Source organism: Kaistella carnis, from assembly GCF_003860585.1.
Lineage (GTDB): Bacteria > Bacteroidota > Bacteroidia > Flavobacteriales > Weeksellaceae > Kaistella > Kaistella carnis.
Window position 1 is genome coordinate 904,984 of sequence record NZ_CP034159.1, and the last position, 25,116, is coordinate 930,099.

Below are 25,116 nucleotides of genomic sequence, written 5' to 3' on the forward strand. Positions count from 1 at the left end.
TGGTAGAGTAAAAGTAGAACATCTGGAAAGGAAAAATGCCCTTAAAAAAATTTTTAAAGATGCATATCATTTTATGTCGCATTATCAATCAATTTCCAACGAAAAAAGAGTTTACCTTAGATAACTGGTAAGCTATTTTCTATTTTAAGAGTGAAAATGAATTTAAGTTTAAGATTAAAAAAGCTCGTTTTATGAACATTGAAAAAAATGTAAATCATGTTGACGAGTAAACCATCGAAAATGTTTTAATGTGTTTGACATCGCATTTTGACCCTTGTGAAAATTACCATTCAAACAGAATTATCTAAAGAGCGCTGTTAAATTTCTTTAAAATCAACAAGATATTAGGCAAATGTATATTCATCACCACAAACAATTATTCAGTAATTTCCCCATTCAACAAACGGTTAAAGCGTCGATTGTAATTCCAGTAAAAAATGAAGAAACTTATATTGAAGATTTATTGAATTCGCTCAAGGGTCAAGTCGATTTGTCTGGAAATAAGATCGATTACGTCTACTTTGAAATCTTAATCCTGGCCAACAATTGCACAGACGAAACGGTTAATTTAATTAAAGAGTTTAAGAAAAAGAATGACGAAATTAACCTTTACTTAGAAGAAGTTACGCTCGACGCGGAGGAAGCAAATATCGGTTATGTCCGTAAAACTTTGATGGACTTAGCCTACGCAAGACTATGTACAAATGGCGGCGGGATCATTCTTACCACTGATGGTGACACCATCGTATCGAAAGAGTGGATCTGTCAAAATATGGCAGAAATTGAAAAAGGAGCAGACGCCGTCGGAGGAAGAATTTTATTAAAAGAAAATGAGTGGGAAGGTCTGGATAAAGGAAGTGCGTTCTTTCATAAAAAAGATGAAGAATATCAACTGCTAATTGCTGAATTAGAGGCGAAAATTTTGGAAAATTTTGATCATGGAAAATGTTGCCATCATCAACACTTTAATGGAAGCTTTGCAGTAACGACTGAATGCTACAAAAAATCGGGAGGAATTCCACTCGTTACGCATTTAGAAGATTGTGCTATGAGCGATTAGAAAAAATTGATGCCAGAACTAGACATAGCCATGACGTTGTAGTGCGCACTTCCGCGCGATGTATTGGTCGAACTGATATTGGATTATCACAACAGTTGAATATGTGGAAAAATATGAATATTCAGAAAAATAAATTCCTGGTGGAGTCCGGCAACTCGCTTTTACATCGGTTCATCCTTAAAAAACGGGTGACTGAGCTGTGGAATAAGCGAAATTCTATCAACAATTCAATTGAAGAGGAGTTGAAAAGCATCGAAACAGAAATGGTCTTTGATCAGAACATTATAGAAGCATTCCGTACCAGCACCTATTTCGGAGAATGGTTTCAAGAAATTAAACTTTTGAATAAACTCCGGTGGAAAGCAGAATTTCAAGCTGTTGAGATTGATGAAGCCATAGTAGACTTACGGTCTATCCTATCGAATTATTCTTCCTAAGATTTTCTCCAAACATCGATCCGATATTGCTCTGTTCTGGTTTTAAAAACATTATTCATTTTTGCTCCTATTTCTTTCTTAAAAGAATAATGAACCTGGTCGCCCGTCTGCGGATAATCAGGAACCTCTGGTAACCAATGAACTAACACTATTTCACCATTTTCTGGCAGCAGGTCGTATACTTTATGAATCGAAAGTTTCCAGTCTTCTTCCGACAGATAGTAGGCAACTTCTGATATAAGGATTAAATCAAAACGGTCGTCAGGAAGTTCCTGAGGAAAACTTAATTTTTTAAAAGTTACATTTGGTACATCATTACATCTAACTTTAGCAAAATCCAGGGCTTTTTCTGAAACATCAGTGGCTAAAAGATTCAGGCATTTTTCAGCCAACATTTTGGTAAGAACTCCTATTGAACAGCCAATCTCCCACGCTTTTCGATAATGTGAATTCGGTAAAGCCTGTATGGTTGCGGTATATTTCTGCGCTTCGTAAGGACTGGTTTCAAAATTCCAGGGATCATCTTGTGCATCATAAACCTGAGCGAAGTAATCGGCTGACAGTGTTTCTTTTTTTTCCATTATTTTGAAATATAAAATAGTTCGTAGGGTTGATTAAAATGAGCTAACATTTCGGGAGATAATTTAAATCCTTCCGGATCGTCTGTGATCAAATCCGAGATCTGGGATTGATGAGCGGAAATGGCATTCTGCTTTTTAGTTAATACACTGGAAATATCCAGTTTAAATGGAATGATTTCATTTAATGAAGGGAAATCTGCAGCAGATGCTATTGCATTAAGCCAAACCGCATATTCATAAATTTTGGCACCGTTTGTTGCTGCGTTATCAATTAATTCATAAGCGGCAATATGATCCGGATGTGGATCTTTTCGCCACGGCACAAAAATACTTTGAGGACCAATGATTTCAATTATTTTATTCATATTGGAAAGGGCCTGATCAAAATGCGGATTTTGAAGTCCAGGAACTTGGCGATCTTTATATCTGCAAAATATAATATTTTCAACAGGAACATCTAAGGCGCGGGCGGCCGTCAGCAATTCATTTTCCCGAAGATTTCTTAGTTTTTCCGCCGGATATTCTACACTGTTCGGATGCGAAAGAGTTCCATCGCTTAATAAAAGAATATAGACGGTTTGGTTATACTTTCTTAATAAAGAAATAACTCCGCCACAAGCAAGACTTTCATCATCAGCATGCGGTGCTACAATTAATGTGGTGCCTAAACCCATAACACAATGTTCCGGGGCTACAGGAATATTTTCTATTTTAATTTGATCCATTTTTTGATGTTTTTTATAAATGAATTTTTTACCGGTGGGGTTTCGCCCAGAGCAAATTTTCCGATTTCTAATAAAGTGTGATCCGGTGCAGGTTGACGTATATAAGTATTCAAATCCCGTATAATTCTTTCGAAATGATGAGGTTTATTCAGGCCGCGTGCGCCAATACATTTTTGGCAAAGCATCATTATTTCTGTACAGATTTCATCAATGGCAATTCTTACCATATTACTCTGATCCAGAAATAAGTTGGAATTTTCCGCCGAAGGTACGGCTGTAAAAACGTCCATGGACTCCGCTGCAGCTTTTAGCCATTGATTTCCTGAATTGACAAGAATCCGCATTTGTCCAATTCTCATTTTTTGAAAAAGATCTTCCGTTCTTTTTAATTTTTGCAGATAAAGTATCGTTTCCGAGAGAAGAATTTCCGCTGCGCCCAGCTGAACTGCTGAAAAACGAACTGAACCGCCGCTGAAGTAAGGCTGTTCATAGTAATTTCCATCAAGGCCTAATAAATTATTGTGAGGAAGGGGAATATTGTTGAAAGTTACTTTATAACTTCGCGTGGCTTTCATTCCCATTGGATTCCACCAAGTATAATCTTTTTGTAAAGAAACTTCATCCAGATCAACGATGCACATCTGCCATGACCCTTTTTTTTGCGAGGACGCGGTAACGATTGGCCGGAAAACGTAATCTGTGCCTGTAGCAAAAGTTTTAGAACCATTTAATTGGTAACGCCCTTTCTCAAACTTCAGGGAGACTCCATCTTCAGCCTGCGTGTTCCAGACTCCAAATAATTTTCCATCGAAGCTGTCTTTTGCAAATCTTTTCTTCTGGTCGAAAGTGCCGTATCGACCAATAAGGAATTGGGCATTGAAATGACCTTCGATAATTCTGCCGACCATTAAATTTCCGGACCCAATCAATTTTAAAATAGTTAGCAAAGCCTGATTAGAGCCTTCTTTTAATCCTAAATCTCTGCCGCCAAAATCGGTGGAAATACAGGCTGTGAAAATATTTGAATTTTTAAGACACTGCAAAGTTTTTTCAGGAAACAAATTGGGTGAATCGGTTTCCGATGCTTCTGTTAAAGCAAGAGGAATGCTTTTTTTTACAGCCTCTATTAAATCAGAATATTCAGAAGATATTTGGTCGATCAATGATAAGTTTTTTCGGAAGGAATAAAGTTATCATTAATACGGTTTAAACAATCATCTAAATTTAATAGGACTAAAAATTAATTGGATAAAGGTGAAAGTTTAACGAAAAGATCAATTGAACTTCTTAAATTCAAAATTCAACATTTTTATATTGTTTAGGCGTAATGCCATATTTTTTCTTAAAAATTTTAGAAAAATAACTGCTGCTTTCCAAACCAACTGCGGCAACAACCGCGTTTACATTATATTCTTTATTTTGCAGGAGGATTTTTGCCTGTTCGAGGCGGCTGTTCGTTACATATTCATTCAGGGTCGTAGAATATAAATACTTAAAGCCAGTCTGTAATTTGTTCGGGTTTAAACCGGTGATACGCGAAATATTTTTTACGGATAAATCACCGTTGATGTTTTCTTTGATATGATTTCCGGCCTCTTCCACGCGCTTCAATTCCTGAATTCTAAGAATAGATCTTTCTTCCGCTGTTAACCGATCGTCATCAAACTGAACAACCTGCTGAACAAACATTTCTAAAGTCATCGCCTGTAGATTCAGTTGATGCGCAATGAGCAGTTCTTTATAATCATCGATATTCTGTAAAATATTTTTGTAATAGATTCCACAACTGTCTACATGATAAAACTGGCTAACCCCTTCCACATCGGTAATTACATTTTTAAGTTCGGAATTCCAGCCTGCAAGTTCACAGTTTTCCTTTACCCCAAAAGTTTTTCGATCAATCTCTACACTTACCACTTCGTGCAGGATATTTTTTTTAAATTCGATGATATGACCATTATTTCGTTCGCTGGCTACAATGGCACACCGAAATTCTTCAATGGAATGTTTTATATTTTCGTTTGCAAATTCATGTGAAATAGAACCGTGTAGCGTATAAACAAATTTTACGGGATGAATTTCATCTAAAGTAAATTCCAGGCGCGTGTCTTCCTTAAAAATTGCTTTATAAATAATTAATCCCAGACCATTTTCAAAATTGATACCTCGGATTTGGCCTTCTCCAATGTGTTTGGGAATTGATAAGAAATATTCACCGCAGCGGTTTTGGTATTTTACACCGAAGGACTTCGCCAAACTGATAATGACGTCTTTTAGGGGAATAGAATTAACCTGGTAAGTAGACATAGTTTATTTTTAAAATTCGGTGAAGTTTTCTTTAATATGATATAATCAACAAATATAAAGGCCTGAAATAGAAAATTATTTTTCCGATAATTAGCAGTCTAAAGGAATGGAATCGCACTATTTTATTTTCATCAATGATGAAAAATATTCTTTTTACAAAAAGTCAGCCAAATTCTCCCAAAAGAGAAGCTTCGATCACATAGAAAACATCAGCTTAAACTGCTTCAGCTACTGTAAATATCAGTTTTGGGAATGCTCTTTCTTTTAACGGAAAATTTTAAGGTGTAAAATTAAAATCTTCAACTTGTTTAAAATGCTCATCCAAAAAATCCTGAATATTTATTAAAAGACTATTTAGACTTCTGCATTAGCGTTTACGTCTCCTTTTATTTTATCCAAAATTGCAGTGATAAAATTCGTCGAATAAATCTACAACTTTATTCCCTAGCTTTCCTCAATATAGGTTTCATAATGGGTTACAAATTCTTCAAAATCCAGTAGATATTTTTCATCTTCCGGGTAATATCGGGCTTTTCGAAAATCTTTCCCCGCAAACTTTTTTATGCTCTCATAGGAATCCCATTCTGTAACCGTTAAGATATGGCAAATTTCATCTTCATAGCGCAGGAGAATTTTTGCAGACAGATTCCCCTTTACTTCACGGTAATTTTTAAGGCCTGTTTCCTCTACATATTTTTTATAATTGAGGGCATCGTCTTTCTTTACCCGTCCGTGCCACATTCTCGTAATTACTTTTTTCATTCTGTCTTGTTTAAAATTGCAGTTAGCGGTTGGAGATTTCTCCTGGCTGTGCAACAATAGATTTTCATGATGATCTATCTTTTATCACAACTTTAGATAAAGGTAATGCATTGCCGAAATTAACCTCAAATTGACAACTTTTAATTTAAATCATCAACTACTTACTTATTTTCTCAATTTAAGAAAACTTCTTATCAACTTTTTACAGCACAGAATTCCTCGTTTGCATAGCATTTATTTAAGTTGCATCAAATCTGTGTGAATGGTCGGATGCTTCTTTTCATAAATTTATTGTAACACTCGTTTTCGTTGCTGAAAATAAAATTAAATATATTTGTGTAAATATTGTTTATGAAAAAATCCAAAATAACCCTTCTTGCGCTGGCTGCGGTACTTTTATTTTCCTGTACTGCACAGCAAAAGATGACGTCTGAATCGACTCCACAAGAACAAAGTGTAAAGAATGATGGAAACAGCATCGATCGTTTTGCCGACATCGAAGTCCTGAAATACCAAGTGCCGGGCTGGAGTGATTTAACTTTAAAAGAAAAAGAATATGTCTATTATCTGAGTCAGGCTGGCTATGCAGGCCGCGAAATCATCTGGGATCAGAATTATAAACACAACCTGACAATCCGCCGTGCATTGGAAAATATTTACCAGAATTACAGCGGTAATAAGGACACCGAAGACTGGCGAAATTTCGAGATCTACCTGAAACGGGTTTGGTTTGCCAACGGCATCCACCACCACTACTCCAACGAGAAGATGAAGCCCACTTTTTCGAAAGCATATTTTGAGCAGCTTTTAAAGGCAAGCAATACCAAACTTGACGCCCAGATCGCTGATATCCTCTTTAATAATGTAGACACCAAAAAGGTGAACCTGGATCTGAGCAAAGGCTTACTTCAAGGTTCCGCCGTCAACTTTTATGGAGACGGTGTCACTTCGGATGAAGCTGAAAAGTTTTATGCCCAAATGAAGAGCCCGGATGCAGAACGTCCTTTATCCACCGGCTTAAATTCTAAGTTGGTTAAAGAAAACGGCAAGCTCACTGAAAGAGTCTGGAAGAGCGGTGGTATGTACGGTCCAGCGATTGACCAGGTGATTAATTGGTTAGAAAAAGCCAAAAGCGTTGCCGAAAATCAAAAACAGGCAAATGCTTTAGCCTTGCTTATTCAATATTATAAAACCGGCGATCTGAAAAAGTGGGATGATTATAACACCGCTTGGGTGAGCGCTACCGACGGAAACATAGACTACATTAACGGCTTCATCGAAGTGTACAACGATCCTTTGGGACACAAAGGTTCCTATGAAAGTGTTGTTCAGATCAAAGATTTTGACATGTCGCGAAAAATGGAAGTAGTCTCCCGCGAAGCACAATGGTTTGAAGACCACTCCCCACTTCTGCCGCAACACAAAAAGAAGAATGTGGTGGGTGTGAGTTATAAAACGGTCAACGTTGCCTCCGAAGCCGGCGACTCCTCACCGAGCACGCCTATTGGTATTAATCTGCCAAATGCAGACTGGATCCGCGCGGAGCACGGTTCAAAATCAGTTTCACTCGGGAATATTATCGATGCCTATAACAATGCGGGCGGTTCGGGTCGATTAAAAGAATTCGTCAATGATGACGAAGAGCTTCGTCTGGCTGAAAAATATGGCGAGCTTTCCAGCAAGCTGCACACGGCACTTCATGAAGTGGTAGGTCATGCTTCGGGACAAATTAATCCGGGTGTGGGAACGCCGAAAGAAACCTTGAAAAGCTATGCCTCTACCATGGAAGAAGGCCGCGCAGATCTGGTAGGACTTTATTTTCTTTATGATCCCAAATTGCAGGAATTAGGTTTGGTAGACAACTGGAAAGACATGGGTAAAGCAGCTTATGACAATTATATCCGTAATGGCTTGATGATGCAACTTGTGCGTTTGGAACCGGGGGCCGAGATTGAAGAATCACACATGCGGAACCGCCAATGGGTCAGTGCGTGGGTTTTTGCGAAAGGTAAAAAAGACAATGTGATTGAGAAAGTGGTACGCAACGGCAAAACCTATTTCAACATTACCGATTACGATAAGCTCCATGACTTATTTGGTCAGCTCCTGCGCGAAACACAACGCATTAAGTCGGAAGGCGATTATAACGCCGCAAAAAACCTGGTCGAAAATTATGGCGTAAAAGTCGATCAGGCGATTCACAAAGAAGTGCTGGCACGTAATGCTCAGTTTAAAGAGACACTGTCCCGCAAAGTGTGTAAGTTGAAAAGTTTAAGACTTGAGTTTTTTATAACTTGAGCCTTTCTTCAAATATAAGCATAAATTGATTTAATACGATTCCCCAATCTCGAATCGGCATTGTCCATTTTTTTGTTGCTTCTCTTAAGGCAAGGAAAACTGACTTTAAAACCGCATCATCAGTAGGAAAAGACATTTTATTTTTAGTATATTTTCTTATTTTTCCGTTGAGATTTTCTATTAAATTGGTGGTGTAAATGATTTTACGGATTTCCACCGGAAATTCGAAAAATACCGTTAATTCATCCCAATTATCTCTCCAGGATTTGATGGCATACGAATATTTAGATTCCCATTTTTCTGCAAAATCATTTAAGGCGGCTTCTGCGGCTTGCTTGGTGGGAGCGTTGTAAATCTGTTTCATGTCGTAAGTAAAGGCTTTTCTGTCCTTCCAAACTACGTATTTACAAGCATTTCTAATCTGATGCACCACGCAGATCTGAGTTTGAGATTGTGGGAAAACACTGCGAATAGTTTGGGTAAATCCATTGAGATTATCCGTTGCAGTGATTAGTATATCTTCTACGCCACGTGCTTTTATGTCAGTTAAAACGCTCATCCAAAAACTGGAACTTTCGTTTTTTCCAAGCCACATTCCCAGAACTTCTTTTCTTCCATCCCGTCTTAAACCAACGGCAAGATAAATGGTTTTGTTGATAACTTTTGAGTTCTCACGGACTTTAAAAACAATTCCATCCATCCAAACAATGAGGTATAAATCCTCTAGTGGCCGATTTTGCCAAGCGACAATCTCACTGGAAACCGCATTGGTAATCCTGGATATTGTGGATGTTGAAACATCAAAATCATACATTTCCTTGATCTGATCTTCAATATCACTTACACTCATTCCTTTGGCATAAAATGAGATGATAACATTTTCCAAACCTTCAATAATATTATGCCTTTTGGGAACTAAGGCTGGCTCAAAAGTACTTTCCCTATCCCGCGGAACTTTAATTTCATCTTCGCCAAAAGAGGTTTTTATCTTCTTGGTTTGATGGCCATTGCGATAATTTCCGTCTTTTGTTTTTTGATGTTTCTCGGTATCCAGATGGTCATCTAATTCGGCTTCGAGCATATGTTCTACGGCTCGTTTGTGCATTGTTTTGAAGAAAGAGGTTAAATCTTCTCCACTCTTGAAGGATTTGTAGAAATCCTTGTTGTTTAATAATTCTTCTTTGTCGATCATAACTGTATAAAGTTTAAAAATAGTAAAAAGTTATTTCCGAAAAAGTTTTGAGCTTTTGAAGGCTCAAAATTTTTCAGAATAACTTTTCAACTTACACAGTTAGTGAAACACTACCATTTTTGATCGGTAGTTTTACAGAAGGCCTCGGTAATTATATCAATAATTTTTTCAATTTGACTTTCAGTACACACGTTTATGATAAAGAAGCTTTACCCTGGTTTTATGACTGGACTATCCTTTACTGGGCATGGTGGATTTCATGGTCGCCTTATGTTGGGCTGTTTATAGCTAAAATTTCTAAAGGCAGAACGATCCGGGAATTCATTGTTGCCGTGTTGGTGATTCCTTCTTTGTTTAATTTTATTTGGATGACCGTATTTGGAAACAGTGCCATTTGGTTTGATATGAACATTGGCAAAGGTGCTTTAAGCGCCGTCGCCGGTAATCCGGATGCGCTCATGTTTCAATTTTTAGAATACTTTCCCTTCTCTACCGTTGCGAGTTTCATTACCATTCTTATCGTGATCATCTTTTTTGTGACCTCAGCTGATTCCGGAATATTTGTAATGAACAGTATTGCGACAAAAAATGCAGCAAAATCTCCGAAGTGGCAGACCGTTTTATGGGGAACTTTGTTGGCGGTACTTGCTTTACTTTTACTGAATGCAGGTGGCTTAAAAGCCTTACAAAGCATGACACTTATTACGGCTTTACCATTTTCAATCATTATGCTGCTCTTTATTGTAAGTTTACTTAAAGCGCTAAGCATCGACCAGTCCTATTACGAACGCAACTTTTCGAAAGCCACCGTTCCATGGTCCGGAAGATTGTGGAAAGAAAGGCTAAAACTCATCGTTGCTACAAAAGACCGTAAATCCATCGATCTTTTCATCAACACTACTGTGAAAGAAGCCTTTCTGGAGTTACAGGCAGAATTTGCAGAAAATGGAATTACCGCGAACATCAATCAAATAAAATCTTCAAAAATTGAAATTGAGATCAAGTATGATGTCATCAATAATTTTATCTATGGAGTTGAAACCAGTGCAAAAAATGTTTCCAATTTTTTAGTTGACGAAGAAAATCTTCCTGAAGTTGTAAAAAATGGCGCCTTTTACCCACGAGCTTATTTTGGGGATACCAGAGAAAGTTATGACATTCAGTATTTCACTAAAAATGAATTAATCTCCGATGTCTTAAAACATTATGATCGGTTTTTAGATATTGTATCTGAAGAAAGAAACGAAATGTTTATCAGTACAGATTCTCATGATAAAACAAATTAACTTGATGATGATAATATAAATATAAAAGGGTTGTATTTCATGGAAAGTACAACCCTTTTATAATAAGGAATGTGAATATTAATAGTTAAAAAGGCCTATTTTCTTTTAGTTTGCGCCTCAAGATTTCTTTGAATCTTATGATCGGGTCTGGACCATTTCGGCTTTTCGCCTAAAGCATGAAACTGTGCATTTTCAGCTTCCACTGTTTGTCGCTGCGCATGTTTCTCAAAAGGCTGTTGCGGAACCAATCCCAGCGCTTCAAACATTTTCACATCTTCATTGATATCAGGATTCGGAGTAGTGAGCAACTGATCGCCCGCAAATATGGAATTGGCTCCGGCAAAAAAGTACAAAGCTTGCCCTTCCCGACTCATATTTGTTCTTCCAGCAGACAAACGAACTTGGGTTTCCGGCAATAATATTCTGGCCGTAGCAACCATTCGCACCATTTCCCAGGAGGTGACCAATTCCATTTCCCCAATAGGTGTTCCTTTTACAGGAACCAAAGCATTGATGGGGGCAGATTCGGGATGAGGTGTCATGGAAGCCAGTGTAATCAACATATCCGCACGGTTTTCGATGCTTTCGCCCATGCCAATAATTCCACCACTACAAACGGTGATATTGGTTTTTCGTACATTCTTAATGGTTTGAAGCCGATCTTTATAACCTCTGGTCGAAATAATTTCTTCATAATATTCTTCGGAAGAATCGATATTGTGATTGTAAGCGTAAAGTCCTGCCTCCGAAAGTCGGTGTGCCTGATTTTCGGTGATCATACCAAGCGTACAGCAAACTTCAATATCGAGTTTATTAAGGGAACGCACCATTTCTAAAACCTGATCGAATTCCGGTCCGTCTTTTATATTTCGCCACGCGGCGCCCATACAAATCCTCGAACTTCCGGAAGCTTTTGCTTCAAGTCCCTTGGCAATTACTTCTTCTACACCCATTAATTCTTTTGCATTAACATCGGTATGATATCTTGCCGCTTGTGGACAATACCCACAATCCTCCGGGCAACCACCAGTTTTGATGGAAACCAAGGTTGAAACCTGTACTTTGTTTGGATCGTGGTATTTTCTGTGAACGGACGCTGCTTCAAAAAGCAGATCCATCAACGGTTTGTTGTATAGAGAGACGACTTCATCTCGAGTCCATTTTCTGGAGTGGTTCATATGGTAAGTTTTTTATTGATAACGGAAAGGTTTTAAAAACTCCGCAGATTTATTTTTTGCATTTTAAAAGATGCGGAATCGGTAAACATGTGGGAGAAAAACACCTTTTGTTGTCTATAATTACAATACATCATCACAAAAAAATATTTGTTCATTTGTGGCATTAAACCCAAAATCTGCGAGCGAAACATTTTTTGTGATTTAAAACTAGATTTACTTCTGATTCCATTGATATTTTACGCCCAAACTCAACCATCTTGTGGGCATCGGAACCGCACCAGCTTCCTTGTAATCTGCATTGAAAAGATTGGTAGCTTCCGTATATACTAGAAATTTTTGCAATTTGTAATTAAGACGGACATCGGCAACGTGGTAAGAATCTCCCAATTCCCGTTTCAGCCACCGGTCTTTTAATTGAAATGAAAAATCATTGATTTGATAATGAATTCCTGCAACAAACTGATGCTTCAAAGATTCTAAAGTGTATTTTGATTGCTTATCGCCAGATGTTTCCAACGAAGGATTTAAGTAATTATAACTCACGTCATAACCAAGCGTCTGATTTTCCGAAAGATTAAAATCCTGTTGCAGTCTTCCATAAAAACCCTGCATTTTATTATTCCCCAAATTGCTGGGTGAATAAGGCTGAGAAGGATTATCTCTTACCCAATCGATAAAATCTGTAATATTTCGGTAAAAGTAACCGGTTTTAAACTGCATATTTCCTTTGCTGTACTGTAGATTTCCTTCGTAATTCCAGGCACTTTCGGGTTGAAGCAATTCGTTACCTATATTTCCCGGACGTTGATTCAGATATAAATCAGAAAAAGATGGAATTCGTTGCCCCGACCCTATGCTTGTGGATATTTTCCAATAGTCATTCAAAAGATAAGAGACATCAAGTCCGGGATAAAGTTGATATCCAAAATCAGTATTATAATTTCCGTAGACGCCGATAGTTCCTCTCAATTTCTGCCCTATATTCGTTTTTAATTCTGCATAAATTCCGTGATTATCACGTTGATGCTGCCCTATATTTGAACTGTTGATCTTTTCTAACCTAGACTCCACACCGAACCCAAAAGTTCCGATGGCTGTTGTAAGACTGCTGTTTACCTCCAACATCAAAGCATTGGTGAAATGAACCGATCTGCCTTTGCTTAGATCATCTCTGTAATAACGGTAATCATCTTCCCCATAACGGTCACTGATTCTGGGAGAAATGGTAAAATTACCAAAGGTGTGTTTGGAGGAAAGACTGAAGACTGAAGAATCGGTGTGCTCTTCAGAATTCACATCACCCGGAGCCGCATAAAATCCGTTAGCACCAAAGCGGTTCCGGGCATAACCCGCCATGGCCTGAATGCTGTTATTGGCATTGAAAGCATAATGACCCGTGTAGAAAAGACGCGTATTTTTTGCGGCTGAATTGTAACGCTGACCATTGTAATCACTTTGTGCGACGGAGAATAATTGACTTTGATTTTCAGTACCATATACTCCGGTCAGTTCCGCTGAAATTCCACCATAAATTCCTGATCCATCGCCTTCGTCTTTTGATTTGAAAGAACTCCCGGCTTGAATATCTGCAGAAATTGAAGAATTTTTCCCTTTTTTAGTCACAATATTTACCGCGCCAGTCAACGCATTAATACCGTAAATTCGTGCTGCAGCCCCTCGGATTACTTCAATATGATCGATGGCACTTAAGGGAACAGGAATATTCATCATGTTATGGGCAGATTGGGCATCAATCATTTTTACCCCATTGATCAGCACTATGGTTTGTTCGGAAGTTCCACCATCAATAGAAATATCGGTCTGCGTTCCAAATGGCCCACGCTGCCGGATATCAACACCGCTGATGTAAGACAGCACCTCATTCAAAGACTTCGCGGGAAGGTTCTGAATTTGCTTTTGGGTAATGATTTGAATATCGCGGGTCGCTTCATTAAAAGGGGTCTGCAGACGATTCCCCTGAATAATAACTTCCTCCAGATCATCACTTTTAATTTTTAAATCTATGCCTTCATTACTTTGTTGTCCAAAAGTCAACATCGTAGAAAGAATTCCCAAGCTGAGTATTACTTTTTTCATATCTGATGGTGTAAACCGTATTGTTTTAAATCGGGTGCAAAGATTTGAAATAAAACAGTACTTTTGGTAGTCCGAAATGTAAATAATGAGTAGTCCGGTTATTCGTCCTTTTCAATCCTTTGTTAAAATAGACCGTCGTAAAAAAGATGCTGTTTATTTACAGATTGTTTATCAGTTTATTAATGCGGTCAAAAGCAATCTTCTGGAAGAACATGACCAACTTCCGGGCAGCAGGGTGATTGCTGAAAACCTTCAGCTTCACCGGAAGACCGTAGTTGCTGCGTTGGCGGAATTACAGGATCAGGGTTGGGTAGAAACGATTCCTAATATCGGCACTTTTGTCCGAAATCCGGAACGTTCAGCCTCTTCCATTCAAAAATCTAAAGCATTCCAACATCCTCCTGAAGAAGCGCCTTTTCTTTTCAGAAAAGAATTTATTTTGGACACTCCGCTGGAAAAAAGTAGGGAACAATTCTATTTCACAGATGGTACGCCGGATTACACCATCATAAAATCAGAGGAACTGGTGCGTTTTTACACCGCGGTAGTACGGCGAAAAAACCGATCAGGAATTATGGATCGCGCAAGTGATGGAAGTATTTTCTTTAGAGATCAATTGAGCTACTATTTGAATTTAACAAGAGGATTTCACCTTTCCCGGGATTTTTTATTGCCAGTAGCGGGTTTGGAAAAAGTTCACTCCATATTATCGCGACTTTTAATTAACAAAGGCGAGGTAATTTTGGTGGAAGAACTCAGTTATTTTTTACCTAATATGATTTACAGTCAGGCGGGTGCTCAGCTGAAAACCATTCCGACGGATGAAGAAGGAATGGATATCGGTTATATTCAAACGCATTTTAAACCCGGAGAAATTCGGGCAGTCTACCTTAATCCCAAATGCCAATATCCAACTACGGTTGCGCTTTCTGAAAAGCGAAAAACGGAATTGCTGGCTTTGGCCGAAGCATACGATTTCATTGTGATTGAAGATGATATCGACTTTGAGTTCTCTTCCATTAAAAATAAAAAAGAAATTTTGCTGCGAAAAAAAGGAGGCAACCGCGTTATTTACATCGGCTCTTTCGGGCGGTTTCTGACTCCTGGTTTTCAAATGAATTTCATTATCGCGCCAAAAGATCTTTTAGAAGAAGGTGCAAAATACCTGAATATTTTCGGTAAACCCGATTCTATGATGGAAAAAGCCCTGGGCGAACTGATTCATCAAGGTGATATTCACCGATATCAGAGGAAAGTTACAAAGGTTATTGCGGAAAGAAAAGAGGTTTTTGCTAAATTGCTTGCCACTTATTTTGAAGATGAGATTTCTTTTAATATACCGGTTTCAGGACTGGCATTTTGGATTCAGTTTAAAAATTCTGTTTCGCTCACTGATTTACAAAAGAAGGCTAAAGAAAAAGGACTTTTTATTCCAAGGTCTTGCCTGTACCAAAATCGAAAAACTACTTCTCTGAGACTCGGTTTTGCGCATCTTAATTTTCAGGAGATGGAGGAAGCGATGAAATTACTAAGTGAGGCTTACAGTAAATTGAGAAACGACTAAAATTTTTGAACCTAAGAAAATTCAAATCTGATCACTCTTTCCAATGAATAGCTACAATGATCTCATTTTTGCGATCCAACACTTGATAGGGCGCATTGTAGCCTAAAAAACGAAAGTTACCAAAATATTCAATTCCATTTTCCTTCAAATCAAGTTCTAATTGGGTAGCGTATTTTTTTATCTTCTCATCGTCGGCATATCCTCCAAACTGAATCGCGGCCACATATTCTTCGGCAGTGGTCTGAATTTTTATATCCGTATTGTCGGGTTTTGGTAAATTATCTTTGGTATATTGTGAAGGCATTACAAAGCTCATTGACGATTTGTTCTCGTTGATATCCATATGAACCGGCGAGGTCATCGCAATACCTTTTTTCGACTGATTGCCACCAAAAATAAAAGAGGCTAATTTCCTAAAACCCGTAGAAGACAATTCTTTGTAGGATCTTGCATCCATCGAAACCGTTGCCATGGTCGCAGGCGGATATTTTCTGATCTCAAAATCTTTTTCTTTTTTAATAACCTGGTAAGGTTGCGTTTCCGTTTTTGCCACAATAAAATAGATTTGAGTCGTTAAGAAAATGAAAATAATGACAGCGAATATGATAAGAGGCTTCTTTATGATTCAGAAAATTTGCAATGTGTTAAATTTCAACATCATATATCAGAAGTATATTTTATTGAGTGAAGAGAATACGAAGTAAAACTACGATTAAAATCATCACCTTTTTAAAAATAATTTTTATTTAATTCCTTTAAAATCAAACATTCACCATTAAAAAATAAATGATCGAGCCGCAATTGCAGCATTATTAATTAGAAATAACTTTTATAAATGTATTTTAAATTCCTGAATTCTGTGGTCTTAAAGGCGATTTACATTTTAAAATTACAGTCTTCATTTCTTTCTGTACTTTTCTCTCGATAGGATCTTCTCCGCTTCTCTATCAATAAGTAGGTGTGCAATAATTTCTGCTGATGGCACCGGCGTTTCTTTATTTTGAGCCAATTTTAATTTTAGCTTTTCTTCAGAAATATCTACCCGATAGAGAATACTTAATAATCGGTTGAAATCATTCCGAATCAAGTCATCGATAAATTCCACCAGAAGTTCGAACTGCTTTTCATCTGATTCGCCTCCCATCCTCTTTTCTGTGATTTGAAGATTGTTTACGACTGCAATGAGTGCATCATTTTTTTGCATTGTTTCTTATAAAATTTGTTTTAATCCCGCTATTAAAAAATGTTTAATTGGCAGTGCACTTACAATTTTGATATCATCTAAAAGGGAACTTTCATTACCTAAAAACTTTAAGATTTTTTCCGGCGAGCGCTTGGAAAACATCGTCGCAAATATTTCTTTTCCTTCCATTTTTTCCGACAAAATGACTTCCAGTAAAGTACGGTCGTACCATTCATACCGCTTATCACTCCATGATTTCTGAGGATTTGGATTGATTTCAGCACGTAGGTTTTTGATAATTTGTTCTGTGTTTTTTTGAACGAACTGAAAAGTGTAGCCACTACTCGCTTTCGTATATCCGCCTGCAGTACCGATATTTACAATACGCTGCCATGCATCTGTACTTCTTTCAAATTTTGCCAAAGACATTGGGATGACTCCAAATTCGGTATGCTTAATTTCGTAATCTGCTATCTGAAGATCATTTTGAATATAATTTTTTAAGGATTTTTCGTACTCCTCTTTAGCCAAAATGTGTTTGCTGAATAAGGTAAATTCGACCAAGGCTTCCGTAGAACTTGTCGGAAGAACGTACATGAAAGTGACGCCGTTTTTTTGATCAAGGGTGAAATCCATTAAAGTCCCAACCTTATCATTGAAAACTTCAGCTTTCGTTTTAATCACCCAACCCGTAAAATGTTGCAGCAAAGAATTCTCTGTATTGATCTCCGGATTGAAGAGCGCGGTAGAATTGAAGACAAATTGAGCGCTGTAAAAGCCACCCTCCGTTTCAACGGTCGCTTCCGTTTTGTTGGATTTAATACCTACGATATTTTCGACTTTAAAAGTAACATTTGGAAAGTTTTCTGCAAATGACAGCACAAACTCATAAAAATCCTTTCCCTGGATCATCTTATAGCGATACTTTTCCAAATCAAATTGGCGTGTAAAATCAGATGTTTTAAAAATTAAAGATTGCCACTCATGCGTTACAACCGGTTCAAATATTCCTTTTCCTTCTTCCCAGAAACACCACGTGCGATCGTTTTGTTTCTTTTCAGATTTATCAATTACCAGTATTTTTTTAGACTTCAAAACGGGATCAATGAGCATTCTATACAGTAAACTTAATCCTGCACATCCGGAACCCGTGATGATATAATCGTATTTTATGTCGGTGGTTGTCATATATTGAAGGTCATCTTAAAACGTTATAAATAAGAGATCAAGATAAGTTAAGTTATTTTGCGGTACAATATCTGGAAAATATTTCAGCAATAAACGATTTTTCCAGCTTGTATGTAAACGAAAAGCGCTTTGTATTTGTTCAACTTGAAGCAAAAGAAATATAAAGCAGGACCGTTTCTGTTTAATCCAGTATTAGAAATTTAGAACATTTTATTTCAATGAAATAGTGAAAACAAAGAGTTTTCACCAAACAAATATTTTTTTTTATAAATTATGTTTTCCTTAAAGAAGAAATTATATCTTTACAAAAAGACTTCGAAACGGCCACAAATGGGCCTGGACACTACCCTATCTTGAAAATTATCATTACAAATAATATTATGAAAAAAATCATTCAGTCAAGTTTTCTTTTTTTAATTCTTATTACATTTCATTCTGTACATGCTCAAACCATAGGTAAAGCAGTTCCGGTTTTTGAAAATGGACAAGCCCAAATAGTCCCGGAATTTAAAGATGCCGACAAATGGATCAGGACTGATCTTTGGGTAGAAACCTCATTTGACACCGATGGCGACGGTAAAAAAGACCGCATGCACGTTGATGTAACGCGGCCTTTTCAAACTGAAAATGAAGGATTGAAACTACCTGTAATTTATGAATCAAGTCCTTACTATGCTGGAGTTGCACCAGATGTAGAGGGTAGTTTTTGGAACGTGAATCACGAATTGGGAGCGGCTGCAAAGGAAAGAGTTCACCCGGAAGTTGTTCGAACCGGAAAACGTCCGATTATTTCGAACTCACTTATTTCAACTTGGGTACCACGCGGATTTATTGTAGTTCACTCCTCTTCTCCGGGAACAGGTTTATCGCAAGGCTCACCAACGGTCGGTGGAGAAAATGAATCTTTAGCGCCAAAAGCAGTCATTGACTGGCTGAATGGAAGAGCAAACGGATATACTTCCCCAGATGGAAATGAAAAAGTGAAAGCCTACTGGACAACCGGAAAAGTTGGGATGACCGGAACTTCTTACAACGGAACAATTCCACTTGCCGCAGCTACCACGGGAGTAAAAGGTTTAGAAGTAATCATTCCCGTGGCGCCCAATACTTCCTATTATCATTACTACCGTTCTAACGGATTAGTACGTTCACCCGGCGGTTATTTAGGAGAAGACGTTGATGTTTTGTATGATTTTATTCACAGTGGTGATGAATCGAAACGCGCCTACAGCAATGCAAAAATTCGGGACACCGAAATGAAAAACGGAATGGATCGGATTACGGGAGATTACAACGATTTTTGGGCCGGACGTGATTACCTGAACAAGATGGGAAAGATGAAAGCAGCGATATTGATGGCGCATGGTTTTAATGACTGGAATGTGATGCCGGAGCACAGTTACCGTATTTATAAGAAAGCCAAAGAAATGGGCCTGGAAACCGCAATTTACTATCACCAAAATGGACACGGCGGAAATCCGCCTCTTGAAATGATGAATAAATGGTTCACCCATTATTTATTTGGGATTGATAATGGCATCGAAAAAGAAGAGAACAAAGCCTTTATTGTTCGGGAAAATGATGATTTAAATAATCCAACGCCTTACAAAGATTATCCGAATCCAGACGCGAAACCAGTCTCGTTTTATTTAACGAAAGGTGCACCAAAAGCTGGAGGTTTAATGACCACCAAATCTTCCAATCAAGGAAAAGAAACTTTAGTAGATAACTATTCATTTGAGGGCGCCTGTTTAGCCAAAGCAGAAAACACGGATCACCGTTTATTATATGTAAGTCCAAAACTTATGACCGACGTTCATCTTTCTGGAGTGCCCAAAATCACCGTCAAATTAGCAAGCAGCAAACCAGCCGCAAATTTATCGGTTTGGTTGGTTTCGCTCCCGTGGAATGAAGGAAGAGCCACAAAAATAACGGACAATATTATTACGCGCGGTTGGGCTGATCCGCAAAACCAGGCTTCAATAAGAAAAGGAGAACCGTTGATACCAGGCAAATTCTATGAAGTATCTTTTGATTTACAGCCTGACGATCAAATCATCAAAAAAGGACAGCAAATAGGTTTAATGATTATGTCGAGTGATAAAGAATTTACCCTACACCCGGAACCCGGAACAGAATTAACAGTGGACCTTGATGGAACGATGCTGACTCTGCCAATCGTGGGCGGTTCGCAAGCATTTATGAGTGCCGTAAAAGAAAATTAAAAATAGCAGTAATTTCATTCTGCTCTCTAAAATTTAAGATAAAATCTAAGAATTCTTTTGGGGCAAAATCCAAAATCAATTTCTAAAATTGAGATGGTAGACATTGATCAGAAATAGATCAAAATCCCAAATTGTTCATAAGAAAAGGAAGCTTCTAACGGAGCTTCCTTCTTGTTTACGTATGATTTCCAATACTATAGATTTCTGATAAATGATCTGTCATTAATTGCAAGGTCATATAAAAACCAAGAGTTGTTTCATTGGAAAAACTTTTATCGGTATCATATCTACCAAATCGTTATGCGTTCTTTTTTAGGCAAGAACATTTTATTACCCTCCTTTACCTCAAATGCTTCATAAAAAGGGGTGATGTTCATCAAAGGACCATTTACTCTCCACCTTGGAGGGGAATGCGGATTGGTTTCGATCCACAAACGTAAAAATTCATCCTTCATCTTCACTCTCCATATTTTAGCAACAGAAAGAAAGAATCTCTGATCCGGCGTTAAACCATCAATTTTCGTATTGCTTTGACCTTCTTTTGTCATTTTAAAAGCATCGTAGGCTACTGCGATTCCGGCAATATCTGCGGTATTCTCGCCTACCGTCATCGCGCCATTAATATGTAAATTATCTAAAACAGTAAACTGATTGTACTGGTTGATAACTTGCTGTATTCTTGATTTAAACTGAGTATAATCATCCTTGGTCCACCAGTCTTTCACATTTCCTTCTTTATCATATTGCGCACCCTGATCATCGAAAGTATGCGTCAGTTCGTGTCCAATCACCATTCCAATGCCGCCATAATTCAAAGCATCATTGGCCTCATTATCAAAGTAAGGAGCTTGTAAAATTCCCGCCGGAAACACAATTTCATTGGCAGACGGATTGTTATATGCAGTAACCGTGGGCACCGTTGTAAACCATTCTGACTTATTCACTGGCTTTCCTAATTTTGCAATCTCAAGTTGAAATTCGGCCGCAGAAGCATTCATCATATTTTCAAAATAAGTATCTCTTAAAATTTTCACATTGCTGTAATCTTTCCATTGATCCGGATATCCAATTTTCTTGGTGATGGCAAACAGCTTTTCTTTCGCTTTTACTTTGGTCATGTCACTCATCCAGTCCAGTTTGTCAATCCTTGCTGCATAAGCCTTTTGTACATTATCCACTAAAACAGCCATGCGTTTTTTTGCCGCTTCCGAAAAATATTTCTTCACATACAATTGTCCCAGGGCTTCACCCAAATAATTATCAACCGCCGTGGCCATCAATTCTCCACGTGTTTTTTGAACAGCCTGGCCCGAAATCACCTTATTAAAATTAAAATTGGCATCCACGAAGGGTTTACTTAAATCACCCGCATAGTTTCTTATCGTTTTTGCTTTGAGGTACAGTTTCCAGTTTTTAAGAGGAACGGTTTTTAAAAGGGAATTCAATTTGTCATAATAGGCAGGTTGAGCCACATCAATGGAATCTGTTTGAGCACCTAAGTTTCTTAGAAAAGTACTCCATTCAATATTGGGTTGGCTTTTTTCTAAATCTGAGATGGCCATCATATTATAATTCGCATGAACATCTCGACGTTCAACTCTTGTTTTATGGGAAGCCGCAATTTGTTGGTCGATATTATAAACAAGCTCCGCATCCTTTTTAGCAGTTGCTGCATCAGTACCTGTCAATTGAAACAAGGTAGCAAGATAGGTTTTGTAGGCATTTTGAATGGTAACGGTTGGTGCATCTGCTTTAAAATAATAATCCCGATCCGGCAAACCGATTCCTGTTTGGTAGCTGTGAGCGATGTTGATGCTGCTGTTTTTATCATCAGGTCCCACTTCAAAAGACATAATGGAACCATTGCCTACTTTAATTTCATTCGCAACAAATTTCATTAAAGAGGAAATATCTTTAATGGCTTCAATACGATTTAATGTTGGCTTTATCGGATCGTAACCTCGTTTATCAATGGTGATCGTATCCATTCCGGAAGCGTAAAAATCTCCAACTTTTTGCTCGATACTTCCCGCAGGTTGCTTACGCTGTGACACCTCTTCCAAAATCCCCTGCAACCGCATTCTTTGGGGAAAGTTCAGAAACATGTAGGCACCAACTCCAGCTTGCGTTGAAGGGATGGGCGTGGCGTCATACCATTTCTTGTTGACGAACATAAAAAAGTTATCACCAGGTTTAATGGAGGTATCTAAACCATTGATATCCTTCAGTTTTTTATCTTGTGCTTTGACTCCAGAAAATGTAAATAGGGCAATGAAGAGAATAAGGATGTTTTTCATATTTGAAATGATATTGATGAGAAAGTTATTTAGATGATCAAAAATATGTAAATTAAGTTTGAAATATTTATGTTTTTGATAGAAATAGTAGTAATAAAGTTATTCAGCAAAAATAAAGCCTCCAGAACATGATGATCTGGAGGCTTCTTTTATATTGATTAGGTATTACTTTCCAATACAAAACTTAGAAAAAATATTCCCCAACACTTCATCGTTCGTAAACTCCCCGGAAATCTCTCCCAACTGCTCCAGCGCATTTCTCAACTCATACGCCAACAATTCCGTATGAATCCCAGAACTCACCGCTTCCTCCACCTGAAGAACAGATTGCAGCGATTTCTGCAAGGCGTCAAAATGCCTTTGATTCGTAATAATCACATTGCTTTCCTGATCTTTCAAATTCTCCACGTAATCGATCAAAACCGTTTTCACGGCTTCAATTCCTGTTTGATCCTTCGCGGAAATCCGCAACAACTCATCACAATAATCCGGAAACAATTCCAAAGTTAAAGTGGCGTCAAATTCGTTTAGAGTTTCGTCGTTGGTCAAATCCACTTTATTATGAACCAGCACAATTTTCAAATCCTCGCGGTGAAATTCCTTCACAAAAGCAATCACTTCCTCCGTTGTAGAATCGTGCTCATCGTAGAGATACAATAGCACTTTTGCAGAAGCAATTTTCTCCTTCGCTTTCGTCACGCCAATTTTCTCAATGATATCCGTCGTTTCCCGAAGTCCCGCCGTATCCACAAACCGAAAAGCCGTTCCTTTCAAATGAATCACTTCCTCAATCGTATCGCGCGTCGTCCCTGCAATTTCAGAAACAATCGCCCTTTCCTCTTTCAACAAAGCATTCAAAAGCGTCGATTTCCCGGCGTTCGGTTTCCCGATAATGGCGACTTCTACTCCATTTTTCAGCGCATTTCCGTATTGGAAACTCTCAATCAAAGCGCTCAGTTTATGACGCAGGTTGAGCAGCAATTTATTCATGGCGGTCCGGTCCGCAAATTCCACATCCTCTTCCCCGAAATCCAGTTCCAGTTCAATCAGCGACGTAAAATTCAGCAAGTCATTTCTCAGGATCGAAATCTCATTCGTAATTCCCCCTTTCAACTGATTCAAAGCCACTTTCCGCGACGCCTCATTTTCCGAAGCAATCAAATCCGCAATCGATTCCGCCTGCGCCAGATCAATTCTGCCGTTCATAAAAGCACGCATCGTAAATTCCCCGGCTTTCGCCAGTCGAGCCCCATTCTTCACCAAAACTTCCAGAATTTTCTTCGCAATATGCGGTGAACCATGAAAAGAAATTTCCACAGAATCCTCTGCCGTAAAGGTTTTCGGCGCTTTAAAAACCGAAACCATCACTTCATCAATCACCTCAGTTTGGTTGACAGTTGATAGTTGAGGGTTGATAGTTTCTCCAGCTTCAAATAATGTTTGATTCTGAATTTCTTCTATCTGTCTATCATCTATTATCTTTTCTCTTTCCTCTTGGCTCTTTTCACTTTTTACTTGGCTCTTACCATCAACGATATATCCATAATGAATGGTGTGCGTTTTCGCCTCCTCCAGATTTTTACCTTCAAAAATTTTGGCTGCAATTTTAAACGCTTCGGGACCCGAAATTCTTATAATTCCAATAGCTCCAACTCCGTTTGCCGTGGCGATTGCACAAATAGTATCTTGATTCATGCCCCAAAATTACGGAATTATTCCTGTTTTTAGGAGCACCAAGATTTCGCCTCTTTCGAAGACCCGTCCCGCTGTCCACTCTATCTTTTTTGTTCCGCCTGTCGGCGAAACAAAAAAGGATGCCGTTTCCATCGGGGCTAGATTGAAGGGTGGTTTCTTTCAAGGTTAATAAGCAGAATATATTTTATGAGAAGGTTTTGTATATTTGATAATAATCTTTCTAAATAAAAAGTATATTAATGACAAATGCATTCATCTCTTACTCAAGCCAAATTTTAGCAGATTCAAATAAAGGATTCACAGGATCTGAAATAGTCAAAAGATTTGTAGAATATTCAGTAAAATTTAATAAGCCCATCCCATTTCATAACAACGTTTTTACAAAAGACGGTAAACTTATTCCGAAAAGAGAAGCTTTCCGAATGAATTTGGAATCTTTTTCGGATGAAGAAAAATACTTTATTATTGATGATTTATGCACAGATCAAATATTTACAGGCTCAAACGAAGTACTTGGTCTTAGAATCAAACTTCAAAATGATTTTTCTAATTTAGATATGATTAATACAGAAAATGATGAGTTGGATTTGGAAATTTTAGATAAAACAAAACATTTATTGGACGATTTTCCAGAAATAAAAACTCTTTATGATAAAGCGATTAATAATTACAAATTAAAATATTTTGAAAGAAGTGTTTTAGATGATATGCGATTATGTTTAGAATTACTACTAAAGAAAATTTTTAATAATAATAAATCATTAGAAAATCAAATTTCTGAAATAGGAAATTTTGTCACTAAAAAAGGTGGAAGTATAGAATTTACTAATATGTTTCAAAAGTTAATTGATTATTATAGTAAATATCAAAACTCGTACATAAAGCACAATGATAAAGTTAATAAACAAGAAGTTGAATTCATAATAGAAATGTCCTCACTTTTTATGAAAAACATTATGAAATTAAGAAATAGTATTTAAATTTTGTAGGTATTTAATTTAATTTTAATTCACACTCTCAAATTAAAGATGATACACCGAA

Annotated in this window: 21 protein-coding genes; 7 read left to right on the forward strand and 14 right to left on the reverse strand. The window is 37.7% G+C overall.

What is annotated here, in order from left to right; genetic code table 11:
- Positions 1–352 precede the first annotated feature (352 nt).
- Positions 353–1,060 carry a glycosyltransferase gene (locus EIB73_RS04055; protein ID WP_125022872.1) on the forward strand — a complete coding sequence of 236 codons (708 nt, stop codon included), beginning with the start codon at positions 353–355 and terminating at the stop codon, positions 1,058–1,060.
- Positions 1,061–1,173: 113 nt separating this feature from the next.
- The gene (locus EIB73_RS04060; RefSeq protein WP_125022874.1) at positions 1,174–1,497 is read left to right on the forward strand and encodes a hypothetical protein; all 324 of its coding nucleotides are present in this window, start codon (positions 1,174–1,176) and stop codon (positions 1,495–1,497) included.
- On the opposite strand, the gene EIB73_RS04065 is transcribed toward EIB73_RS04060, so the two are convergent.
- The 5 genes from EIB73_RS04065 to EIB73_RS04085 all read right to left on the reverse strand — a co-directional run bounded on the left by EIB73_RS04065 (position 1,494) and on the right by EIB73_RS04085 (position 5,872).
- Positions 1,494–2,078, reverse strand: a complete 585-nt coding sequence (locus tag EIB73_RS04065; RefSeq protein WP_125022876.1) for a class I SAM-dependent DNA methyltransferase — start codon at positions 2,076–2,078, stop codon at positions 1,494–1,496. The two genes, EIB73_RS04060 and EIB73_RS04065, sit on opposite strands and share 4 nt — an antisense overlap.
- The gene (locus EIB73_RS04070; RefSeq protein WP_125022878.1) at positions 2,078–2,803 is read right to left on the reverse strand and encodes a PIG-L deacetylase family protein; all 726 of its coding nucleotides are present in this window, start codon (positions 2,801–2,803) and stop codon (positions 2,078–2,080) included. Before EIB73_RS04070 ends, EIB73_RS04065 begins: the two co-directional genes overlap by 1 nt.
- Complete coding sequence (locus EIB73_RS04075; RefSeq protein ID WP_125022880.1) at positions 2,785–3,966, reverse strand: acyl-CoA dehydrogenase family protein; 1,182 nt, start codon at positions 3,964–3,966, stop codon at positions 2,785–2,787. Before EIB73_RS04075 ends, EIB73_RS04070 begins: the two co-directional genes overlap by 19 nt.
- A 130-nt stretch (positions 3,967–4,096) precedes the next feature.
- Positions 4,097–5,110, reverse strand: a complete 1,014-nt coding sequence (locus EIB73_RS04080) for a helix-turn-helix domain-containing protein (RefSeq protein WP_125022882.1) — start codon at positions 5,108–5,110, stop codon at positions 4,097–4,099.
- 444 nt (positions 5,111–5,554) lie between these two features.
- The gene (locus EIB73_RS04085) at positions 5,555–5,872 is read right to left on the reverse strand and encodes an antibiotic biosynthesis monooxygenase (RefSeq protein ID WP_125022884.1); all 318 of its coding nucleotides are present in this window, start codon (positions 5,870–5,872) and stop codon (positions 5,555–5,557) included.
- 423 nt (positions 5,873–6,295) lie between these two features.
- Here EIB73_RS04085 and EIB73_RS04090 point away from each other — a divergent pair, with 423 nt between their 5' ends.
- Positions 6,296–8,170, forward strand: a complete 1,875-nt coding sequence (locus EIB73_RS04090) for a dipeptidyl-peptidase 3 family protein (RefSeq protein WP_380219203.1) — start codon at positions 6,296–6,298, stop codon at positions 8,168–8,170.
- Here EIB73_RS04090 and EIB73_RS04095 read toward each other — a convergent pair.
- Complete coding sequence (locus EIB73_RS04095; RefSeq protein WP_125022888.1) at positions 8,160–9,362, reverse strand: IS256 family transposase; 1,203 nt, start codon at positions 9,360–9,362, stop codon at positions 8,160–8,162. The genes EIB73_RS04090 and EIB73_RS04095 overlap by 11 nt on opposite strands.
- 119 nt (positions 9,363–9,481) lie before the next feature.
- Here EIB73_RS04095 and EIB73_RS04100 point away from each other — a divergent pair, with 119 nt between their 5' ends.
- Complete coding sequence (locus EIB73_RS04100) at positions 9,482–10,648, forward strand: BCCT family transporter (protein WP_228411278.1); 1,167 nt, start codon at positions 9,482–9,484, stop codon at positions 10,646–10,648.
- Positions 10,649–10,743: 95 nt separating this feature from the next.
- On the opposite strand, the gene bioB is transcribed toward EIB73_RS04100, so the two are convergent.
- On the reverse strand, positions 10,744–11,826 hold the full coding sequence (gene bioB / locus EIB73_RS04105) for a biotin synthase BioB (RefSeq protein WP_125022892.1): 1,083 nt from the start codon (positions 11,824–11,826) through the stop codon (positions 10,744–10,746).
- A 213-nt stretch (positions 11,827–12,039) separates the two neighbouring features.
- The gene (locus EIB73_RS04110) at positions 12,040–13,923 is read right to left on the reverse strand and encodes a TonB-dependent receptor plug domain-containing protein (RefSeq protein ID WP_125022894.1); all 1,884 of its coding nucleotides are present in this window, start codon (positions 13,921–13,923) and stop codon (positions 12,040–12,042) included.
- A gap of 85 nt (positions 13,924–14,008) precedes the next feature.
- Here EIB73_RS04110 and EIB73_RS04115 point away from each other — a divergent pair, with 85 nt between their 5' ends.
- Positions 14,009–15,487: an aminotransferase-like domain-containing protein gene (locus tag EIB73_RS04115; protein ID WP_125022896.1), complete on the forward strand. Its 1,479-nt coding sequence runs from the start codon at positions 14,009–14,011 to the stop codon at positions 15,485–15,487.
- Between the two features lie 31 nt (positions 15,488–15,518).
- On the opposite strand, the gene EIB73_RS04120 is transcribed toward EIB73_RS04115, so the two are convergent.
- The 3 genes from EIB73_RS04120 to EIB73_RS04130 all read right to left on the reverse strand — a co-directional run bounded on the left by EIB73_RS04120 (position 15,519) and on the right by EIB73_RS04130 (position 17,858).
- Positions 15,519–16,040, reverse strand: coding sequence for an SOUL family heme-binding protein (locus EIB73_RS04120; protein ID WP_125022898.1), 522 nt, complete (start codon positions 16,038–16,040; stop codon positions 15,519–15,521).
- A gap of 345 nt (positions 16,041–16,385) precedes the next feature.
- On the reverse strand, positions 16,386–16,691 hold the full coding sequence (locus tag EIB73_RS04125; protein ID WP_125022900.1) for a hypothetical protein: 306 nt from the start codon (positions 16,689–16,691) through the stop codon (positions 16,386–16,388).
- 6 nt (positions 16,692–16,697) lie between these two features.
- On the reverse strand, positions 16,698–17,858 hold the full coding sequence (locus EIB73_RS04130; RefSeq protein ID WP_228411279.1) for a lycopene cyclase family protein: 1,161 nt from the start codon (positions 17,856–17,858) through the stop codon (positions 16,698–16,700).
- Between the two features lie 380 nt (positions 17,859–18,238).
- Between EIB73_RS04130 and EIB73_RS04135 the strand changes: the two genes are divergently transcribed.
- On the forward strand, positions 18,239–20,083 hold the full coding sequence (locus tag EIB73_RS04135) for a Xaa-Pro dipeptidyl-peptidase (protein ID WP_125022902.1): 1,845 nt from the start codon (positions 18,239–18,241) through the stop codon (positions 20,081–20,083).
- Positions 20,084–20,370: 287 nt separating this feature from the next.
- Here the strand turns inward: EIB73_RS04135 and EIB73_RS04140 are convergent, their stop codons facing one another.
- From EIB73_RS04140 to EIB73_RS15265, 3 genes are all read right to left on the reverse strand, one after another.
- Positions 20,371–22,380: a M13 family metallopeptidase gene (locus EIB73_RS04140; protein WP_125022904.1), complete on the reverse strand. Its 2,010-nt coding sequence runs from the start codon at positions 22,378–22,380 to the stop codon at positions 20,371–20,373.
- 165 nt (positions 22,381–22,545) lie between these two features.
- The gene (mnmE, locus tag EIB73_RS04145) at positions 22,546–24,075 is read right to left on the reverse strand and encodes a tRNA uridine-5-carboxymethylaminomethyl(34) synthesis GTPase MnmE (protein WP_125022906.1); all 1,530 of its coding nucleotides are present in this window, start codon (positions 24,073–24,075) and stop codon (positions 22,546–22,548) included.
- Positions 24,076–24,084: 9 nt separating this feature from the next.
- The gene (locus EIB73_RS15265) at positions 24,085–24,207 is read right to left on the reverse strand and encodes a hypothetical protein (RefSeq protein WP_262706716.1); all 123 of its coding nucleotides are present in this window, start codon (positions 24,205–24,207) and stop codon (positions 24,085–24,087) included.
- A gap of 107 nt (positions 24,208–24,314) precedes the next feature.
- Here EIB73_RS15265 and EIB73_RS04150 point away from each other — a divergent pair, with 107 nt between their 5' ends.
- Complete coding sequence (locus EIB73_RS04150) at positions 24,315–25,055, forward strand: hypothetical protein (RefSeq protein ID WP_125022908.1); 741 nt, start codon at positions 24,315–24,317, stop codon at positions 25,053–25,055.
- Positions 25,056–25,116 lie beyond the last annotated feature (61 nt).

What these genes read in the sequence shown, in the direction of transcription:
- EIB73_RS04055 (WP_125022872.1), top strand. Translation starts at nt 353, where the DNA reads ATGTATATTCATCACCACAAACAATTATTCAGTAATTTCCCCATTCAA.
- EIB73_RS04060 (WP_125022874.1), top strand. Translation starts at nt 1,174, where the DNA reads ATGAATATTCAGAAAAATAAATTCCTGGTGGAGTCCGGCAACTCGCTT.
- EIB73_RS04065 (WP_125022876.1), bottom strand. Translation starts at nt 2,078, where the DNA reads ATGGAAAAAAAAGAAACACTGTCAGCCGATTACTTCGCTCAGGTTTAT.
- EIB73_RS04070 (WP_125022878.1), bottom strand. Translation starts at nt 2,803, where the DNA reads ATGGATCAAATTAAAATAGAAAATATTCCTGTAGCCCCGGAACATTGT.
- EIB73_RS04080 (WP_125022882.1), bottom strand. Translation starts at nt 5,110, where the DNA reads ATGTCTACTTACCAGGTTAATTCTATTCCCCTAAAAGACGTCATTATC.
- EIB73_RS04085 (WP_125022884.1), bottom strand. Translation starts at nt 5,872, where the DNA reads ATGAAAAAAGTAATTACGAGAATGTGGCACGGACGGGTAAAGAAAGAC.
- EIB73_RS04090 (WP_380219203.1), top strand. Translation starts at nt 6,296, where the DNA reads ATGACGTCTGAATCGACTCCACAAGAACAAAGTGTAAAGAATGATGGA.
- EIB73_RS04095 (WP_125022888.1), bottom strand. Translation starts at nt 9,362, where the DNA reads ATGATCGACAAAGAAGAATTATTAAACAACAAGGATTTCTACAAATCC.
- bioB (WP_125022892.1), bottom strand. Translation starts at nt 11,826, where the DNA reads ATGAACCACTCCAGAAAATGGACTCGAGATGAAGTCGTCTCTCTATAC.
- EIB73_RS04110 (WP_125022894.1), bottom strand. Translation starts at nt 13,923, where the DNA reads ATGAAAAAAGTAATACTCAGCTTGGGAATTCTTTCTACGATGTTGACT.
- EIB73_RS04115 (WP_125022896.1), top strand. Translation starts at nt 14,009, where the DNA reads ATGAGTAGTCCGGTTATTCGTCCTTTTCAATCCTTTGTTAAAATAGAC.
- EIB73_RS04125 (WP_125022900.1), bottom strand. Translation starts at nt 16,691, where the DNA reads ATGCAAAAAAATGATGCACTCATTGCAGTCGTAAACAATCTTCAAATC.
- EIB73_RS04130 (WP_228411279.1), bottom strand. Translation starts at nt 17,858, where the DNA reads ATGACAACCACCGACATAAAATACGATTATATCATCACGGGTTCCGGA.
- EIB73_RS04135 (WP_125022902.1), top strand. Translation starts at nt 18,239, where the DNA reads ATGAAAAAAATCATTCAGTCAAGTTTTCTTTTTTTAATTCTTATTACA.
- EIB73_RS04140 (WP_125022904.1), bottom strand. Translation starts at nt 22,380, where the DNA reads ATGAAAAACATCCTTATTCTCTTCATTGCCCTATTTACATTTTCTGGA.
- mnmE (WP_125022906.1), bottom strand. Translation starts at nt 24,075, where the DNA reads ATGAATCAAGATACTATTTGTGCAATCGCCACGGCAAACGGAGTTGGA.
- EIB73_RS15265 (WP_262706716.1), bottom strand. Translation starts at nt 24,207, where the DNA reads ATGGAAACGGCATCCTTTTTTGTTTCGCCGACAGGCGGAACAAAAAAG.
- EIB73_RS04150 (WP_125022908.1), top strand. Translation starts at nt 24,315, where the DNA reads ATGACAAATGCATTCATCTCTTACTCAAGCCAAATTTTAGCAGATTCA.